The sequence below is a fragment of the Pseudomonas sp. 1 R 17 genome, from assembly GCF_900067035.1.
GTDB classification, from domain to species: Bacteria; Pseudomonadota; Gammaproteobacteria; order Pseudomonadales; family Pseudomonadaceae; genus Aquipseudomonas; species Aquipseudomonas marginalis.
Map to the genome: position 1 here is coordinate 24,851 of NZ_FKLB01000042.1, position 17,826 is coordinate 42,676.

General features: G+C 54.9%; 15 protein-coding genes and 1 pseudogene. 7 read left to right on the forward strand and 9 right to left on the reverse strand.

From position 1 onward, the window contains the following. Window positions 1-37: 37 nt before the first annotated feature. The 4 genes and pseudogenes from BFP99_RS14935 to BFP99_RS32040 form a co-directional block, all read left to right on the forward strand. Window positions 38-466, forward strand: a complete 429-nt coding sequence (locus tag BFP99_RS14935; protein WP_065947571.1) for a hypothetical protein — start codon at window positions 38-40, stop codon at window positions 464-466. A gap of 100 nt (window positions 467-566) precedes the next feature. Further along, a complete protein-coding gene (locus tag BFP99_RS14940) occupies window positions 567-980 on the forward strand; it encodes a hypothetical protein (protein WP_065947640.1) in 414 nt (137 codons plus the stop codon). A gap of 355 nt (window positions 981-1,335) precedes the next feature. Then, window positions 1,336-3,441 (forward strand): hypothetical protein, encoded by a 2,106-nt coding sequence (locus BFP99_RS14945; RefSeq protein ID WP_218064740.1) that lies wholly within the window; start codon window positions 1,336-1,338, stop codon window positions 3,439-3,441. A 60-nt stretch (window positions 3,442-3,501) separates the two neighbouring features. Further along, a pseudogene (locus BFP99_RS32040) lies at window positions 3,502-3,711 on the forward strand (tyrosine-type recombinase/integrase); the annotation flags it as partial. Window positions 3,712-4,047: 336 nt separating this feature from the next. On the opposite strand, the gene BFP99_RS14950 reads toward BFP99_RS32040, so the two are convergent. From BFP99_RS14950 to BFP99_RS14960, 3 genes are all read right to left on the reverse strand, one after another. After that, the gene (locus BFP99_RS14950) at window positions 4,048-4,356 is read right to left on the reverse strand and encodes a hypothetical protein (RefSeq protein ID WP_015885952.1); all 309 of its coding nucleotides are present in this window, start codon (window positions 4,354-4,356) and stop codon (window positions 4,048-4,050) included. Window positions 4,357-4,385: 29 nt separating this feature from the next. Then, complete coding sequence (locus BFP99_RS14955; RefSeq protein WP_003192635.1) at window positions 4,386-4,988, reverse strand: hypothetical protein; 603 nt, start codon at window positions 4,986-4,988, stop codon at window positions 4,386-4,388. A gap of 80 nt (window positions 4,989-5,068) precedes the next feature. Beyond that, entirely contained in the window at window positions 5,069-6,619 is a 1,551-nt protein-coding gene (locus BFP99_RS14960; protein ID WP_015885950.1) for an MFS transporter, read from the reverse strand. A gap of 116 nt (window positions 6,620-6,735) precedes the next feature. Here BFP99_RS14960 and BFP99_RS14965 point away from each other — a divergent pair, with 116 nt between their 5' ends. Further along, entirely contained in the window at window positions 6,736-7,374 is a 639-nt protein-coding gene (locus BFP99_RS14965; protein ID WP_003192639.1) for a TetR/AcrR family transcriptional regulator, read from the forward strand. A gap of 836 nt (window positions 7,375-8,210) precedes the next feature. After that, window positions 8,211-8,819 (forward strand): RBBP9/YdeN family alpha/beta hydrolase, encoded by a 609-nt coding sequence (locus BFP99_RS32045; protein WP_003192641.1) that lies wholly within the window; start codon window positions 8,211-8,213, stop codon window positions 8,817-8,819. A gap of 802 nt (window positions 8,820-9,621) precedes the next feature. On the opposite strand, the gene BFP99_RS33290 is transcribed toward BFP99_RS32045, so the two are convergent. From BFP99_RS33290 to BFP99_RS14995, 6 genes are all read right to left on the reverse strand, one after another. Continuing rightward, window positions 9,622-9,906 carry a hypothetical protein gene (locus tag BFP99_RS33290; RefSeq protein ID WP_032900782.1) on the reverse strand — a complete coding sequence of 95 codons (285 nt, stop codon included), beginning with the start codon at window positions 9,904-9,906 and terminating at the stop codon, window positions 9,622-9,624. A 159-nt stretch (window positions 9,907-10,065) separates the two neighbouring features. After that, on the reverse strand, window positions 10,066-10,422 hold the full coding sequence (locus BFP99_RS14975; protein ID WP_003192646.1) for a hypothetical protein: 357 nt from the start codon (window positions 10,420-10,422) through the stop codon (window positions 10,066-10,068). A gap of 197 nt (window positions 10,423-10,619) precedes the next feature. After that, window positions 10,620-11,240, reverse strand: coding sequence for a tyrosine-type recombinase/integrase (locus BFP99_RS14980; RefSeq protein ID WP_065935688.1), 621 nt, complete (start codon window positions 11,238-11,240; stop codon window positions 10,620-10,622). A gap of 119 nt (window positions 11,241-11,359) precedes the next feature. After that, window positions 11,360-12,205 (reverse strand): SDR family NAD(P)-dependent oxidoreductase, encoded by an 846-nt coding sequence (locus tag BFP99_RS14985; protein ID WP_015371099.1) that lies wholly within the window; start codon window positions 12,203-12,205, stop codon window positions 11,360-11,362. After that, entirely contained in the window at window positions 12,202-14,634 is a 2,433-nt protein-coding gene (locus tag BFP99_RS14990; protein ID WP_065947573.1) for a flavin-containing monooxygenase, read from the reverse strand. Before BFP99_RS14990 ends, BFP99_RS14985 begins: the two co-directional genes overlap by 4 nt. Next, window positions 14,621-16,282, reverse strand: a complete 1,662-nt coding sequence (locus BFP99_RS14995) for a GMC family oxidoreductase (protein WP_065947574.1) — start codon at window positions 16,280-16,282, stop codon at window positions 14,621-14,623. Before BFP99_RS14995 ends, BFP99_RS14990 begins: the two co-directional genes overlap by 14 nt. Before the next feature lie 209 nt (window positions 16,283-16,491). On the opposite strand from BFP99_RS14995, the gene BFP99_RS15000 reads away from it, so the two are divergent. Beyond that, on the forward strand, window positions 16,492-17,514 hold the full coding sequence (locus BFP99_RS15000) for an AraC family transcriptional regulator (protein ID WP_043205926.1): 1,023 nt from the start codon (window positions 16,492-16,494) through the stop codon (window positions 17,512-17,514). The last annotated feature ends 312 nt before the right edge of the window (window positions 17,515-17,826 follow it).

The following is a 17,826-nucleotide window of genomic DNA, read 5'->3' on the forward strand; positions in this document are numbered from 1 at the left end:
GTCCTCAACGAATCACCCGCAAAAAAGGTCACAGGGAATGAGATCGATAGAACGCAATCCTCCACAGTTCACTCGTATTCCGCTGGCAGCCATGGGCGTCGGGCTGAGTCTCGCCGTTGCCATCTACATAACCGGGAAAGGCCCCTTCTTCCTGGAGAATTTTGCGTACACGTGGTTTCCTCAAGCGGCAGTGCTTTGCATATCGCTGCTGTGTAAAGCATCGCGAGAATTGCTGGGGGGAATGGCTATAGCAATGGCGCTGTACTTGTTACTTTTCGACATCTGGGTCACAGACGCTATGGGATGGCTTTTCTACTTGTTCAGCTTTCCAGGCATCCTCATCGGGGCATTGCTTAGCGTTGTATTCAGCCCCTCGCGGAAGGTATTCAAGGCGCTGGGAGCGTTTGTTTGGGTGGTTGCTGGGATAGTGGGAAACTTGGCGGTTCTTGCTATTACGGTCAGATGAGACTCCCCGCGATAATGGGCTATATGACAGGTATCAAGAGGCGCTTTGCAGCCATGGGCAACTGATGGGAAACCGAATTCTGGAATTGAGTCAGTATTTTATGAACGAAGGTTGGCAAAACGACGATTACCTCAGCATCCTGACGCAGGATGAAAGCTTCTCTGCGATGAGAACCTATCGATTTGAACATTACCTTCCGGGTTACACGCTACTGGGCCTAAGAAATTGGGACTACTTTATCGTCATGAACGCTTACGGAGCGATTTTTACGGTGCCAACGCTGCCACTCGATGCGCAATGTATTACGCCGTTTACGATGCCCCAGCAAATTTCGCTTGAGCCTGACGAGCAGTTCAAAGGGAAGATCAAGTGGCATGTAAAACCGTTAGTGTTTGGGGGCGATCCAATGGACGAAACGAATGGGGCGTGGATCACTCATGAACAACATGCTGAACTTGTCGTCTGGTGGAACGAACAGTACTGGCGCGCTGAAGCGCAGCATTTGAGCGATTAACCGTTAAGCTAAAATCTGAGATTTTGAACGTCAGCTAAGGGGCGATTTTGTTGAAAAATTCGGTCGCGATTTTTAAGACAGGAAAGTACGCGTCGGAGATTGAGATCTGAAATTTGGGCAGAAGGTTCAGGACTCTGATTTGACGTAGCAGTGTGCAACAGGGGGGGGTATCCATCAATATTCAAGCGTCTTCTGAAAACCGACTTTTTCAACACAACTGACCCTTAGCGGACGCTCGTGAAGCGTCGCAACCGGTCAAATGCGTCAGCTCGGATACGCATGATGCTCAGTCCGTAGGTAGAATCCCTCGATCCAACCAGCACGTATCAGCCACGGAAGGGGAAAGGATTTGAGTGTGGAACTTAGCTTCGACAAAGAAGTTGCAGTAGCCAAGATCGAATTGGCTGACTGGGCTCCGCCGCTAGTCGAACACCTAGGACGCTATTTTGATGTCCGAGAGGGCATGCTTCGGCTGGACTACGCTCATCTGGCTGGTGAGGGCAGTCAGGCCTTATATGATTGGGGGCATAACGAGCGTGAGGCCTTCGAATTCAATCTTAGGGTCGCTGCACATCAGAGCCCTATTGCAGTGACCTTGGTACTCCTAGGGTGCGGAAACAGTGGGGGCAAGGGGTCGTCGTCCATATTGGATCAACATGCCTACCCGTCCGCCTTACAGGCTTTTAGAAAGGACGTGCTGGACGTCGATTGTCATGCTTTACGTGCAACCATCTTGGCTGAGATCGCGCCTCTTCAGAGTTGGGTGAGCTGGCTACTCGATACCAATTCAAATGAGAGGGCTCACTTTCTGAAGGATCGGCAGATCATGTCGGCACTTGTTAACCGTACATCTCAAGACGATTGCATCGTTAGCCTTAAGTTAGTCACCCCCGGTCGCAATCAGGATGGCTGGGCCTTCGAGCAGTTGGTCGTGCAGCATTGGGGGCACTTACTTGGCTGTCTGAAGACGAGTGTTGATATCTCCTCGGGTTATTCCAAGGATCTGGATCGCAATCTCGTCCTGTCGCTGTTTGAGAATTCACTGACGGTCCAAAAGGATCGCCGGGCCTGTGAGTTGCTTCTTGATCAAGTCGACCCAAACGTTTTTCCAGCGTCGATTCAATACTGTCGAACGCTTGCGGCGGACGATGTTCGCAGGATGTTCCTGAGTTGGCGCTCCCGTCCTAAGGCAGGGAAGAAAGATGATTTCAAAGCGTGCCTTGCCCAGGCCTGCTTGTCGCTTGCCAAGTTGTTGCCGGATTCCATGCCCTCAGACATAGCGCTTGCTGCTGCTTGGCACGAGTTAGTGGACCCAGCCTGGTCCGCCCATAAACGCGTTGCTGAAGCCCTTAAAGAACTGCCATCCGAGATGTGGGGCCAAGGCACACCGTGGAGCCAATTAGGCCCGGCGGCCCGCGAGGCATGGCGGCAGGATCTGTTTGACCAAGTGAGGGACAACCAAGAGCTTGCCCATGGGCTCCTCGCTTTCTGCTGTCTATGGCTTCCGCAGGTAGCGTTTGCCGAAGTTGAGCCAGTGCTCCTGCGGTTGATGGTTGATCAGGATCTCTTAGTCTTTGCGAAACATCTTGTCAGCACTGGTCCAAGACAAGTGCAGTTGAGGGTCAATGGGCTGATGCGGCAAAGCCTGGGTGCACTGGACTTTGAAGGGCCGTTAGACCAAGGTGAGGATTCCAGCACACTTCCCGGTATCGGTGCCAAAACCTGGCTTTGCGATCCATCCTTGGAGCGAGTTATCCATAAGGCGCTCAGTCAGATGGAGGATGTTTACTGTCGCGAGTACCTAGGGACTTGGGGGGAGGACGAGGAAGTTCATACGGCACGTCTTTTAGCCCTTACCCAGGAGGCGGTTTGCAAGGCGAGCGAACAGTTACATCAGCTCAATGCTATGACGCGGGCCAGTTATCCAAGCCTATCGGTGCTCGTTCGTCAGCCCGGCAAGCGGGAGGAAGGGGCCATCACCCCTGCCGGGGCTCGCCTTGGAGCGGATATTCTATTTCTGACTCGTATCGTGGATGATGGCAAAACGGTGATCCAGCGAGCCACCCTCGTGCAGGTGAAAAAGCGCTTCGGCAAGGCGTCGGGAAATGGCTTCAGATCGACGATAAGCATCGACTTGGAACAATGCGACGACTTGCTCAAGCAGTCAGAGCACGCCTACTACCTTTTCGCGACTCCGCCCTCACCTCGCTCGGCGTTATGGGTCGCTCCAGCCCGCCTCGTTGGGAATTTGACCCAACTGAACACGAGCAAAACTTCCGTCGTGGCCTGGCAGGTTCGGGATGCTAGCTGCTCCTATGCGGACTTTTTTCTGTACGGCCTAATAGGTCTTTGGGCTGGAGATGAAGACGAGGATATAGTCGCCATCGCCAACGGCGATGCCCGGCGTGGACTGAGTCCTCGCCACATTGTCGAGATTGAGGTCCGGCGCCCATCGGAATGATGGCGCTGGGTGTGGAGGCGTCGCGCACGTCAACGGATTCGGAGATGTCCATGCTGTCGCAAAGGCTGGGTGAAAGCCGTGGGCCCTGATCCAGCCACGTATGGTACCCACTCAATGAGACGTACGAAGGCATCGCTGATCTATCGCAGGACGAAGAACCTGCGGGCGGTTCAGTTGCTGCTCGGCCATACGAAGCTGGAGAGCACTGTTCGATACCTGGGGATTGAGGTCGATGACGCCCTGGAGATGGCGGAACAGACTGAGGTTTGACCATTTATAGCGACGGTCGAAGTCAGAACGTCGCTAACCGGCCAGAAGCAGTCATCCCGTGATCACTCTACAACCTCTACGCGCAGTATCAGCCAAAAGAGCATCAACGCAGTGAGGAACAATACGGTGTGAGCGGTTTATAAAATGCTCTATTGCACAAGCGCGCGGATGGGGATGGATAAGCTGGCATATTTGAGGGTGTGCTGCTGAAAGCCGACGCGATTTTTGCAGAGAAACTCCCTGAAGAGCGGTTTAGATGCCTATTGAGCTGACCGTCGGGTCGTTGTTCGCCGCAATCCGACTTCTGGGCACTTTGCGTGAGACCAGCGTGATGGTTCAGCCTCCAGATGATTCTGCATCGCACAAAAGCTCCAGCAAGTCATTCGCCAGGGCCGCCGCTTCTTGTCGATAGTCGGTATTCCAGCGGCTCGACCAGTTAATAGGCTTTCCCTCATCCTCCCAATGCGCCAACGCAAGCCCGTTGAGTATTTCAAGCTCGAACCAAATACGCTGCCAGGCGACGGCGTCCTGGACTGACGCTGTGTCTTTCCACTGGAATTCTGTTTGCGCGACAAATGCCGCCCATGCGAACACATCTTCTGAGGCTCGCTCGCCGAGCGTTCGGAAGTATTTCGCGCTAGCCAATTAACGATTCCTTGTAGTCGTGCACCTGTCTAGTAAATGTCCATCCCCGGATACAGAGCTTCAGGTGGATGATAATCGGGGTCCTCAAACCTACTGTTCTGGTAATAGGTTTGGGCCGTCGGTCCATCACCGTTGTAGGTCACCTGCGGATTCGGCGTGAGATGCCAACCGTTTCCTTCTGTGTCGCGCTCAATCAGCGATGCGTACACCCTACAGCTGCCTGATGAGCCGGATGTCAGCCTGAACTGGTAATAGAGTCCGGCTTGGGGAGTAAACTTCGTCGAGATGTGGCAGGAGCGAGTGCGTGACCCCTCCCAGAAAAGATCCACCTGCGTTTCGATACCGGGTCGGATCCGCGTTTCGTAATAGTCCCATGTGAGGTCTTGCCCTGCCTTGGGCATGCCCACGTCTTGTGTATGGGTGAACGGCAGGAGGCCGGTGCGAACAGCGCCGCCCGAACGTTTACCGTTTTCGTATTGGTAAACTTCGGCATGTTGCGTGTAGTCGACGATACGTACCCAGGCAGGATTGGGCTCGTTTTCGGGCGCGGTGAAGTAGTTGGTGTGGGGCAAATACTGGCAACCTGCGAACAACGGCAGCGTCAGGAAACAGAGGGTACGGCGAATAGACATAAAACAGTCCTTTACGGGATTGTTGTACAGACCACAGAACTGCAGGTGAATTTCAAGGCTGGCTCCACTCTGAAGCAAAGTCAGCCGCCATCTGTGTGTTTCGGTGGGGGCGATGGCAAGGTGTCGGCCTCAAAAGAGGTGATTAACAGCATCAGGGCCACCAGTGCACAGGCGAGCCCGGAAACCATCATTGCCACATGAAACCCGTGCTCCATCGCGGGAACAAAAAGTGTAGAAACAATCAGCGAGTCACTTGATGCCACACCATGAGCAATCACATACCGCGCAATCTCAGGCGCTTTGGCTACCCCTTGATCACGCAGCGCGGCAGCTAGCACTCGTGACGCCTCGCTGCTCATGAGCGTGCCCAAAAAGGCGACGCCGATTGTCATGCCCATCTGACGCAACGCGTTCATCGTGGTAGAGGCCACCCCCATACGATCAATCGGTGCGGCGGTCATAACCGCCATGCTGGTGGCAGGTACTGCGAGACCGGCTCCGAGCCCCAGAAGCCCGAACAGGGTGCCCACAATCCAATAAGGGGTATGTGCTGTGAAGGTCACCATGGTAGACATCGCCAGCGCCGTCACGCCATAACCGGCCACCAGAAGTCTTCGCGATGTCATCACTGCGCTCAAGCGCCCGTACAAAATCGACACGCAGCCGGTGACCAGAAACTGCGGCATCATTCGCCAACCCGTTTCAACCACTGACAAGCCTTGAATCGTCTGTAAATAGATCGAGAAGAAGAACAGGCAGCTGTAGTACGAAAAACCCAGGGTAAAAGAGGCCAGGTTGACCACGGCAAACGAACGCCTGCGAAACAGCGAAAGTGGCAATAACGGTCGATCTACACACCGCTCTACAAACATAAACAAAATAAACACCACCAGGGCAACTGCCAGCGCCGCTATGGGTATCAAAGAGTTCAAGCCCGGCTGGCCGATACTGATGAGCCCATAAGTCAGGCTGGCAAGACACACGACGCTGAGCACTTGCCCTGCCGGATCCAGCGCTGTGCGCGCTTGCTGTTTGTGCTCCCTGATCCCCCAGATGCCCAGGCCTATGGCAATCATCCCAAGAGGCAGGTTGATAACAAAAATACTCTGCCAACCTATGCCATGGAGCAACAAGCCACCCAGCAATGGCCCCAGGATAAGCGCCAATGCGCTGAACGCCGACCAGCCACCAATGACGTGAGCACGCTCTTCAGCGTCTGGAAATGCATGGCTGAGAATTGGCAGGGCACCCGGGATCAGAAGCGCACCGGCGACCCCCTGCACCGCCCTCCCGAACAGCAGTAAATCCAGGTTGGATGCCATAGCGCAAACTGCTGAGCCGACAGTAAACACCCCTACACCTGCCAGCCAGGCCCGCTTATGCCCATAACGATCGGCGATTGGCCCCGAAGACAGCATGAAGGCTGACAAACAGATCGTGTATGCATTGACGACCCATTGAAGACCGGAAATATCCGTTTGCAACGCGTCTTGCAGTGTCGGTAGTGCCACGTTCACGACGCTGATATCCAGCGTAGCGAGAAACGTGCCGAGGTAGGCTGCACATAGCGCCGCTATGCGGGGAAAGCGGCGGGTGACCGGGTTATCTGAGGCGGAGCGATCAATGTTCATGCCTCATGATATTTGCCGACTGACCGTCGGTCAATGGATCATTCCAACTTTTTCCCACCTCGATTGGTTCCCTCCTTTACACTGATTTCCTTTGACGAATTGTTTGAAACGAGACGATGAAAACCAAAGCCCCCGTAAAAGCTCCGGCGACAGAACGTGCTCCCAAGCCCCGGACCAAACCCGCCGAAGTACGTCTGGATGAACTGATGGCGGCAGCCGAGAAGCTTTTTCTAGCTCAGGGGGTCGAGGCCACCACGATCAACGAGATCGTTGAGTCAGCTCAAGTGGCCAAGGGCACGTTTTATCACTACTTTTCTTCCAAGAACGAAATGCTTGACGCTCTGGCCGTGCGCTATACCGAGCGCTTCATGCTCAGCCTGGACAATGCAATGGCGCGCTGCGCTGCCGATGACTGGGAAGAGCGTCTTCGCGCCTGGATTCACGCCAACATCGAAACCTACGTCAAGACATATCGTATCCACGATATCGTCTACGTGAACCACCACCATCATGATCGTGCCAACGGCTCGAAGAACGCTATTCTCGAGCAATTGCTTGCGATTATTGAAGGGGGCAAGCTGGCCGGCAATTGGGCGCCAGAACATCCGAACGTTGTGGCATTGCTCATTTATGCGGGCGTCCATGGCGCGACTGATAACATCATCGCCGCTAATACCGAGGACTTCGCCCCGTTTGCCCATGCCGTTGCTGATGCTTGCCTGCTGATGTTACCCAACGGCGTCAAACAAGCCTGATCGGAGGCGGTGCTTCGGCCAGAAGCAGACGCTCGCCAGTATATTTTGGTGCCTTATCGTTCTACTTGGCGTTGCCTCAGGATATCGGTGGCTGAAGGGAGCTACCATGTGCCTCGTAACCGACCGGGGCACATGAAATGCTCAGGCTTGCCTGGCTGGAAAGGCGCTGACCTGGCGCTATGCATACGTCCCCCCGACATCTCACGCCTGTAGGCGCGAGCTTGCTCGCGAAAACCCATCAGCCCTCCAACTCGCCAGCCCGATAAATCGCAGTGTGATTGTGAGCCACCCACGCCCTCGACGGTTTGGTTTGTTAGGATCTTTACAGGTAGGTCGACTGACTTAAGTGGACGGTTACGCTGACATTTTCGCATGATCGGAAAAGCGTACGACAACGGTATACCAAGGAAGCTGCTTATGCGCAGACGTCACCTAGGAGCCATCCGCCACATCCAAATCAGTGATCCATTGCCATTGCCGCCTGTGCCGCAAAAAACACGACTGCATCGCTTCTTGCGGCAGGGCGAGTTTGCCGAAATCAGGCCTTGTGTCACTCATGCGAAATTGGCCCTCACTTGACCACTCGTTTGCATCGCATTTGACCAGCCATTTTCAACGGAGTGACCAGCACGAGTCGTGGTCATTGACGGCCACGAATTGCCATCAGCCCTAGATTACAACCGCATTGCCGATGGCCGCGATTGGACGCATACCACGACACGCGTTGCAGGGAATCATCCAGATCGCTCAATTTATCAGCTGTGACATCCTCGCCGGCCGAAAGCAGAAAGTGTAGTATCAGCGACCGATCAATCCGCTGATCTCTGATACCCAATATGCATGCAGCCAACAGAACATCGAACCGCTATGACGGTAAACACGTTGTAATTGTGCATGGTTATACTGCCTCGCCCAATGTGAACTGGTTTCCTTGGTTGGCGGAGGTGCTACGGGAGCAAGGCGCGCAAGTTAGCATTCCAGCTATGCCTGATTCGTTCAATCCTGATCCAATAAAATGGGCATTGGCGTTGCAGCAATCACTGCCAGCAGCTGACACAAACACGATCCTCATAGGGCATAGTCTTGGATGCATCGCTGCTCTACGGCACTTGTTGTCCTTACCCGCACACACCCTAACTGGCGGAGTCTTGCTGGTCTCCGGCTTCGATAGAACGGTGTCTACGTTGCCAGAGCTACACGCCTTCACAGATGCACCGCTGGACCACGCGGAAGTTTGCCGTCGTACACAGAAAATCATCTCGCTGTTTTCCGACAACGATTCAATTGTTGAGCCGGCAGCATCTATCGAACTGTCCCGCAACCTCAAAGCCGAGCAAGAAGTCGTTAGTGGTGGGGGACATTTTCTCGACCGCGAGGGATTTGTACAGTTTCCAGAAATATGTACGGTTATTGCGAGGCTTCTTGGGCACGAGACACAGATTTAGCCGCTGGCGTATCCACGGGACACGCACTCGTTACTGCTATGTCTCGGCGAAGTTCACGCTCCAAGCCGGACGCTATTACCAATTCATGCTGACATCCGGTTCGGGCGGGACATGTACGTTGTATCCGTCGCTGATCGAACGCGACAAAGATGGGACCGGATGGCATCTGACTCCCAATTCTGAGGTGACGTACGAAGGCGAGGGGCCTACTGCCAAAATGCATTACAACAATAGTCGTTTTGAAGATCCCGATTACCACCCACCTGCGGATCTTTATCCTGGCATCGATGTTAACTGAAGGGCGTGTGATTCACGCCTAGCCGATGGCTGCCACTTACGGATCAATGTCAGGGGATATTTTATGGGTGCCAGGACGTACTGGCTCAGCGAGAGCGAACAAGCGTCGGAGAATCTCTTTGCATGGTCGGCTTTTGTCGCGCAAACCATCGCGCAAATTCTGCACTGAACCATCCACGAAAGGTTCGAACGAATCCAAGCCCAAGCCGTTCTGGTCTCGGCGTGTAAAAGACGCAATGGCAGTTTCGGATCGGACGCTGCCTAGGGCATTAGGCAACCTTGACAGCTTTAAGTGCAACGTCGAGCTGCGATCTGGCATTCGACTCATAGCGGCAGGCGAGCAGTCAAATTACCGAACTCTACAATGTCCGAAACGGATTCCTTCTGAGGCCTTGAGGGCTGCAACGTCTTGCGAGCGATCATCGGAAGGGGCTCCTCTTGATCAGTTGCGGTTCTCACTCGTCTTTTAACGCCGAGTCAGGAACAGGCCCGGTAGCTGCTCTAGCTACCATGTAATCCGATCAATTTCCTCTTGGTTCATCGCACGCCAATCAGTCTGGTGGATACCGTAATCAGCTTGAGCGTACTCAAGTGCCTCCTCCAGCGAAAGCATCAGATGGTCCCCTTCAATCTGCTGGCTGGTGTAATCAATGAAGCGAATCTCCATATAAACCGGTGGTTCGTCCTCACCCTCAACCTCGAGACCAAACAGCACGATAGCCGTAACACTGGGGCGATACTCACAAATGCACCGCACCTTGGCAAAGAGGTACAAGGGGGGCTTTTTCATATAGGGACTCCTTCACTGCTCAAGTGGTGCATGGGGTACAAGCGACAGCACAGGGTCGGTTGCAGCCTATCTCTACCGGCAGCTGACGACCCACAGGTGTCAGCAACCAGAGTCAGAGCGGAGGCCGGGGCTCGCGTCGTATAGCCATCGCGTTCCTGGCTACCACACCAAGATGGGAAATATATCGTGCCGCGTACTCACGACATAAGACTCCAATCCATTTTTCTCAGGATGGATTTGCAAGATCATTTGCGTACTGAAGGTGATGGTGAAAACCCCAAAACTATCAATTGAAAAAGCTTCTACATCGTGGTTTAGAAAGTCGAAAAGTAAAGGGCTTGTGGCAGCATCTTCACCATGCCCCCACTTGCATACCCTATTGATATCACAAGCGAATGGGCACTGAATTAACACGCTAGCCATATCGCCAAAAAGCAGGATCTGCGAACCGATCCCGACAGTTACACCTGTTAGCGCGGAAGGAATCATTTCGGCCAAATCTGAATCATTTATCATCGTGCCGTGCTCTTTTCATACAGGTGGTTGTTGAAGAAGCATAGGCCTGAATCGGCTCTCATTTAGTAGGCAGATCATATAACCATTTGTTAGCGCGGCCACCCAGGCTGACCGTCCGACGTTAGCGGAAGCGGCTTGGGTGACGTCAGCTTTTGGCCGGTTCGCGACGGTCTGACTTCGACCGTCGCTATACATGGTCAAACCTCAGTCTGTTCCGCCATTTCCAGGGCGTCATCGACCTCAATCCCCAGGTATCGCACAGTGCTCTCCAGTTTTGTATGTCCGAGCAGCAACTGAACCGCCCGCAGGTTCTTCGTCCTGCGATAGATCAGTGATGCTTTCGTACGTCTCATTGTGTGTGTGCCATACATCGCAGGATCAAGGCCTACGGCTTTAACCCAGCCTTTGACGATACGAGCGTATTGACGAGTAGATAGATGGTCTGAAGTATGCAGCCGGCTAGGAAAAAGGCAGTCCTCGCTGTGTAGCTGGGCCCGGTGTATCCAGGCCGCGAGAGCAGACCGTGTTTGCTCAGTGATCTCAAACTGCACAGGCCGCTGCGTTTTCTGCTGCATCACCATGGCTCGTGATGATACGTGCTCGCCATGAGCGACATCGCGCACGCGGAGCTTGGTTAAGTCGCAGGCTCGAAGCTTGCTGTCGATGGCCAGATCGAAGAGAGCCAGATCTCGGGTTCTTTCCGCAATTTGAAGCCTTACTCGGATGGCCCAGATATCGCTCAGTCGGAGTGGGGTTTTCTGCCCGACCAGTTTTCCTTTGTTCCAGGGCTGACGGCTGCAGGTAGCGATGATGTTCACGACAAGTCCTCCACGTGGTGAAGGACAAGGATGACTAATCAGAGCAACGGTCGCTAACCGGCCATCAGCAGTCATTGGTATCAAGATATTGGTTGGGGTCAAGAGGAAATTAAGCTTTCCTATTTTCCGCCGCGTGCTTGCTGGGCGAGTCGGATGGTCTCGACAATATCCGCATCCTTGAAGCCGACTGCTTCGACCACACGGCGAAATATGCCTGGCAACCATGCAACTAAAGTATTGCGCTTGGGAATAATCACAGTGTCACAACGACGCTCGATACCCTTGACGATGCTGACGATGACATCATCGAGTCCAATCATTTTCCATAGCCCCCTCTCGTTTCCGCCCCAGACCTTGTTCCCGACTGGATCAGCTTGTACAGCATCCATCATTGGGGTCCTGAAAAATGTCGGGTGCACGCATCCTACGCCGACCCCAAGATGACGTACCTCAAGTCGGACACTGTCGCACAGCGCCCAGACCCCCGCCTTGCTAGCCGCATAGTGACCGCTGAGCGGGCCATGGATGAATGCAGCCATTGATGAGATCGCCATGAGATAGCCCTTACGCTCCTTCACGTAAGGCAGCACCGCACGGAACGTACGGAAGACACCATTGAGGTTGATGTCGGTGTGGCGCTCGAATAGACGAGGTTCCATAGTGGCCATGGAGTCGACGACGTAGATGCCTGCGCCGGCAATCACCACATCGATTCCGCCAAAATGCTGAACGACCGAAGCCATGGCTGTTTCGACGCTATCCAGAGAACAGACATCTGCTTGCCAGCCAGCTGCGACATCGGTTCCGCCCAGCTCACGAGCCTTCTCATCTACAACCGCGCCATCGAGGTCAAGCAGCGCGATCCGGGCGCCTTTGGCGCGAAGCGCCTTGGCCAGAGCCAACCCAAGGCCGCCGGCACCGCCCGTGATAGCCACCACGCGGCCGTTGAGCACGTAGGGTTTCATTGCTGCTCTCCTGAGCGGGGCAGTTGCCCCTGCGCAAAACTGCCTATGGCCTGTAGCGCATTTACCGCTGAACGCAGGTAGAACGCTTGCAATTGAAAGACGTGCCACCGCGTCATGTAGATCTCCACACGACAATCGACTCCGCTACAGATGGCGTGCTCGGCTAAGCGAGTGGAGTCGGACAGCAGCAACTCATCGTCGCCGACCTGAACCATCATCGGCGGTAGCCCTTTCAGGCTGACCTGCAGCGGCTGCTCCATCAGCTCACCGGCATACCACCTCAACCCCTGCTCCAGCCAGCCTCGACTGATCATCGGATCTTGCTTTTTGCGCGAGGACATAGAGGTGCCGCTAAGACGTGGGTCGACCATCGGCGACATCAATAACAGCGCGCCGGCAAAGCGAACGTATATGTCGCGTAGTTTTAGCGCCAGGCACAGCGCCAACGAAGCTCCGGCTGAATCACCCGCCAGGAAAATCCGTGAGGGTGTATAGCCCTGAGCCCTCAGCGCCTCGTAGCAGAGCAACGCATCATCGAGCCCCGCAGGACACGGATTCTCCGGTGCCAATCGATAATCAACCACCCACACCGACATACCCGAGCTCCTGGCAAGACGGCTTGTAATGCTCCAGTGAGTATGCGGCGACCCCACACAAAACGCCCCACCGTGCAAATACAGGATCACCCCACCGTTTTCGCCTTGCTTAGGAGCAACTACTTGCACCGGTACGTTATTGACCAATTGACGATACTGAAACACACCTTGCGTACCCGGCATCAATGCCGACAACACGCGCACCACTTTACGCTGCGCCGCAGCGCTCAAGCCCGGACCGATCAGTGAACGGAATGTGGTGCGCAAAAACAGCCTTAAGAACCCAGCACTCAGCTTTTCCTTTAGCCCCGTGGGGGCTGCTATGGTCGAACCACCGTCGAACGGACGGCTGAAACGATAGGTGTGCAAGCCTGAAAAACGAGTTAACCCGCGATAGCTGAGTGTGAAACCCGGCCAGTTAGTGCTGTTATTACCGGAGGCATCGACGTACCAGCTTTTGCAGCCGCTCCATACCGTAGCGGCCAGGCGCTGCTGAGTACGCCTGTGGAAGCGTTGATACACGCTCGAATCAACTTCGACAGTATTGGCACCCGTGTCCTTGAGCATACGCCAGCAACGCATGACATGAGAAATCTGACTCTCCAGCATATAAACGATTGAGTTGTGCCCCAAATTGGTGTTCGGTCCGTACAACATGAAGAAGTTCGGAAACTCGGGCACAGTCAACCCAAGATAGGCACGCGTACCATTGCGCCAGGCATAGTTCAGGTCCACCCCCCCACGTCCGACGATACGCATCGGCGCCAGGAACTTGGTTGCCGCAAAACCGGTGCCGTAGATGATCGCGTCCACCTCATGTCGCTCACCGTCAACGGTCTCAATACCGCTCTCGTTGACCCGCGCAATTCCCTGCGTCACCAGCTCCACATTGGACCGGCTCATGGTCTTGAAGTACTCGCTGGACAGTAGAATACGTTTGCAGCCGTACGGATAATCCGGTGTCAACTTCTGTCGCAACGACGGATCGCGCACTTGCTCGGCCAGTAATCGACGAAACGGGACCCCCACCGCCCACTTCATCAGGCCTTTGAAACGGGTGAAGGCCAGCGCGCGTGATTCGTAGCGCAGATAGATTAGAGCGCGGTAGGCGCGCATAAACCCCGGCATTCTGAGAAAAAGCGACTTTTCCCTTTCGGAGTAGGCGCGGTCCGGCCGTGGCATCAGGTGCGCCGGCGAACGCTGGAAGACTTTCAGGTGCCCGACAGTTGCGGCAATCGCCGGTACGAACTGAATCGCCGACGCACCGGTACCGACCACCGCCACCCGCTTACCGGCCAACGGATAATCATGGTCCCAGGTCGCTGAATGGAACACATGGCCCTTGAAGCGCTCCATACCCGACAGCGCGGGGAATGCCGGACGGCTGAGCTGGCCGGTACCACTGATCAACAGGGAAGCACTCAGCACCTGGCCGTCTTTTAGAATCACACGCCAGAGCGAGTTGGCTTCATCGAATTCAGCGGACAACACTTCAGCGCCAAAACGAATGGAGGGATGCAACCCGTACTTCTCTGTGCAACGACGCAGATAGGCATGAATTTCGGCCTGGGGTGCGAACACCCGGCTCCATTCCGGGTTCGGTTCGAACGAGAACGAGTACAAATGCGAAGGCACATCACACGCGGCACCGGGGTAACTGTTGTCCCTCCAGACGCCGCCAACATCGAGTTTCTTCTCCAGGATCAGAAAGTCCTTCACCCCTGCCTTTTGAAGGGCCACGGCCATACCTATGCCGGCAAACCCCGTACCGATGATAATGGCGCTCAGGGGCTTGTCCGCTTGATTATCGACTTGCGCTTCAGGCTGTGACATGAGGCACCTCTTTAGCAGCGACGGCGTTTTCGAAACGGGCGGACGAATGCGTCTGCGGGAGACCACGAATCAAGTCCACGGCCTTCTCGGCGATCATGATCGTAGGCGCATTGGTGTTGCCGCCAATCAGGGTCGGCATAATTGATGCGTCGACGATGCGCAGAGCTTGCAAGCCGTGTACGCGCAGTTGAGCGTCGACCACGGCCAATGGATCATCGCCCATTCGGCACGTGCCCACGGGGTGATAGACGCTATCGGTGCGCTCACGCAGCAGAGTGCGAATCTGCTCATCGGTTTCGACCCCTTCGGTGTACAGGGTCCGTGTGATCCACTTGGCCAGTGAAGGAGCCTGCATCAGACGACGGGTGAGTTTGAATGCCGCGACCATGTCTTCGAGATCCTGCGGATCTTTCAGAAACGCCGGATCGATCAGCGGTGCCGCTTGTGGATCGTTACTCGCCAACGTAACGCTGCCGCGACTACGCGGGCGTAATAGACAGACGTGGCACGATAACCCGTGCCCCATGCGCAAGGTACGCGCATGGTCTTCGACCGGGGCAACGACAAAATGCAATTGGATATCCGGTTTGTCTAATGTGTCGCAGGTTTTGAGAAACGCTCCCCCTTCAGCGAAGTTAGAGGTGAGCATGCCGCGACGCTCTTGGCGAAATCTCCAGATCTCCTTCAATATTTTCAGGCAGCCGCCCAGGGAAACGCCCATGGCGTCGAGGCTGTTTGTCTTGTAGACGAAGACAAAATCCGGATGATCCTGCAGGTTTTGCCCGACCCCCGGCAGTTCGTGCAACAACGGGATGCCATGGCGCTGCAACTCCACCTTCGGCCCCACGCCGGAGAGCATCAATAACTGCGGGGTCTGGAACGCACCTGCGGCAAGGATCACTTCACGCCGAGCTCGAAGGACGTAAACCTGTCCGTGTTGCAACACCTCCACACCCACAGCACGAGTACCTTCGAACAGAATGCGTTGCACTTGGGCGCGGGTTTCAACGCTCAGGTTATCGCGCACGCCAATGTGGGGCAGCAGATAAGCGCGTGCCGCACTGTAGCGCTCGCCATGTTTTTGCGTGACTTGATAGGCACCGACCCCCTCCTGCTCTGCCCCATTAAAGTCGTCGTTGAGCGGCAACCCGGTCTCGCGGGCAGCCTCCAGAAAACGTTGCTGAAAGGGGTTGTCGGAGCGCAAATCGCTGACCCATAGCGGCCCGTCTCTGCCGTGCCAGGCATCATCAATGCGCTCGTTATGCTCACTGCGCAGGAAATACGGCAAGACGTCCTTGTACCCCCAGCCAGGATTGCCCAGAGAAGCCCAATGGTCGTAATCCCACTGATGCCCACGCACGTAAATCATGGCGTTGATCGACGAAGAGCCGCCCAACGTCTTGCCTCGCGGCTGATACCCCGTACGTCCTAGCAGCGCGGCCTGCGCAACAGTGTCGAAGGCCCAGTTGTTCACCTTGGTCGGTACCATGGCCACTGTCGCAGCAGGAATACGGACCAGACTGGACCGTCCCTCCCCTCCCGCTTCCAGCAAGCAGACGCTGGTGTCCGGATCTTCGGACAACCGTCCGGCCGCCACGCAACCAGCGGAACCTCCGCCGACGACAATGAAATCGAAAGTCTTTTTCATGGTTGTTATTCCTTGGGCAAGGCAGAGCGGCGTTTGCGGTTTCGCAAACGCGCGACCTGGCTTGACCAGGCGCTGCGGTGACCTTTTATTGTTGTTGGAACGGCGAACCGTGCGACTCAATGGTGACGCGCCTTGTTAAAGATCCGAATGCTGCAACGGGACAACTACTTTATTATTTGGGCCAATGTTTTCATCGAAGGCACCTCGGTATGAGCTTTAGGAATTTTCTTCGGGGTCCGACCAGTACCTTGCTGATGGTTGAGTTCGGCGATGAAAAAGGTTTTCGGGCTGAAAAGATTTTGCTCGGCTCGGGACTGACGTTGGCTCAATTGACCGATCCGAATTTGGAGTTAACTGCCGACCAGGAGCTGCGCGTTGCCGAAAACCTGTTGCGTTTATCAGGCCATGCTGCGGGGCTAGGTTTCGAAGTCGGCACGCGCTATCACTTCTCGACCTACGGCCTATTCGGTTACGGTCTGATTAGCAGTGCAACCGTCGGCGATGCGCTGGCCCTGGCGCTGCGCTTTTTGCCGTTGACCTACGCGTTCACGGTGGTCGCCTATGAGGAACAAGGCGATGAAGGAGTGCTGACCTTTGCCGTTCTAGGATTAGCACCGGACCTACGCGAATTTCTATTGACCCGCGACATGTCAGCGGCTGCGCTGTTGCTAAAGGAACTGGGCGGCAATGACTTCTCGTTATCACGCTTCTGCCTGAGCAAGCAGCCGCCGCCTATCCCTGACAATGTGAAAGTGCTGGGGTGTGCCCCTTCGTACGCGGCTAATAGCAACAGCTTGGCCTTTAATCGCTCTTTTCTCAGTCTCCCTTTACCTCAAGCCAACGCGGTGACTGTTTCGATGTGCGAACAGATGTGCACGCAACTGATGCAACGTCGCATCGCACACGCCGGGATGACGGCATTGGTGCAGCACTACCTGAACACCCCGGATAATGGCATGCCCGATCTATCCAGCATTTCCGAACTACTACATGTGAGCCCGCGCACACTCAAACGCAGATTAAAAGAGGAAGGGACAACATTCCGAAAACTGCTCGCCGACGTCCGCAGTCGCAACGCCATCAATCTGCTAAAGGACGGTCACAACCTGACTGAGATCGCTGAACGCTTAGGTTTCAGCGACCTGTCAAGTTTCTCCCAGGCATTCAAGCGCTGGCATGGCATATCGCCAAGTCAGTTTTCACAGCAAAAAAATAACTTTGGTAATTATTAGACAGACGAACTGTAAACACCCCAGAGCGCTTTCACGAGAGTGAATACCCACTTCTGACCGATTTTGTTGAAGACTTTGGTTTTATAAACTATTGGTATACCAACCGCTGAAAGTACCTTTTGGGCACACCGCTGCACAAAACTTAAGCTCGGCCCCCTCAAAATAATGAACTGCCCATGGCTGTATAGACAGATCCAAGCGTCAGCTTCCTCAGCTAGGACCAGACTGACCGGATGCTTTTGGCCGATGACTGCCAGTCGTCACCGGCAGCTATCGACCCAAAGCTGCCTTTCAGAGACGGCAACAATCGGC

What these genes read in the sequence shown, in the direction of transcription:
- BFP99_RS15000 (WP_043205926.1), top strand. Translation starts at nt 16,492, where the DNA reads ATGAGCTTTAGGAATTTTCTTCGGGGTCCGACCAGTACCTTGCTGATG.
- BFP99_RS14975 (WP_003192646.1), bottom strand. Translation starts at nt 10,422, where the DNA reads ATGATAAATGATTCAGATTTGGCCGAAATGATTCCTTCCGCGCTAACA.
- BFP99_RS14985 (WP_015371099.1), bottom strand. Translation starts at nt 12,205, where the DNA reads ATGAAACCCTACGTGCTCAACGGCCGCGTGGTGGCTATCACGGGCGGT.
- BFP99_RS14955 (WP_003192635.1), bottom strand. Translation starts at nt 4,988, where the DNA reads ATGTCTATTCGCCGTACCCTCTGTTTCCTGACGCTGCCGTTGTTCGCA.
- BFP99_RS14940 (WP_065947640.1), top strand. Translation starts at nt 567, where the DNA reads ATGAACGAAGGTTGGCAAAACGACGATTACCTCAGCATCCTGACGCAG.
- BFP99_RS14995 (WP_065947574.1), bottom strand. Translation starts at nt 16,282, where the DNA reads ATGAAAAAGACTTTCGATTTCATTGTCGTCGGCGGAGGTTCCGCTGGT.
- BFP99_RS14990 (WP_065947573.1), bottom strand. Translation starts at nt 14,634, where the DNA reads ATGTCACAGCCTGAAGCGCAAGTCGATAATCAAGCGGACAAGCCCCTG.
- BFP99_RS14935 (WP_065947571.1), top strand. Translation starts at nt 38, where the DNA reads ATGAGATCGATAGAACGCAATCCTCCACAGTTCACTCGTATTCCGCTG.
- BFP99_RS14960 (WP_015885950.1), bottom strand. Translation starts at nt 6,619, where the DNA reads ATGAACATTGATCGCTCCGCCTCAGATAACCCGGTCACCCGCCGCTTT.
- BFP99_RS33290 (WP_032900782.1), bottom strand. Translation starts at nt 9,906, where the DNA reads ATGAAAAAGCCCCCCTTGTACCTCTTTGCCAAGGTGCGGTGCATTTGT.
- BFP99_RS14965 (WP_003192639.1), top strand. Translation starts at nt 6,736, where the DNA reads ATGAAAACCAAAGCCCCCGTAAAAGCTCCGGCGACAGAACGTGCTCCC.
- BFP99_RS32045 (WP_003192641.1), top strand. Translation starts at nt 8,211, where the DNA reads ATGCATGCAGCCAACAGAACATCGAACCGCTATGACGGTAAACACGTT.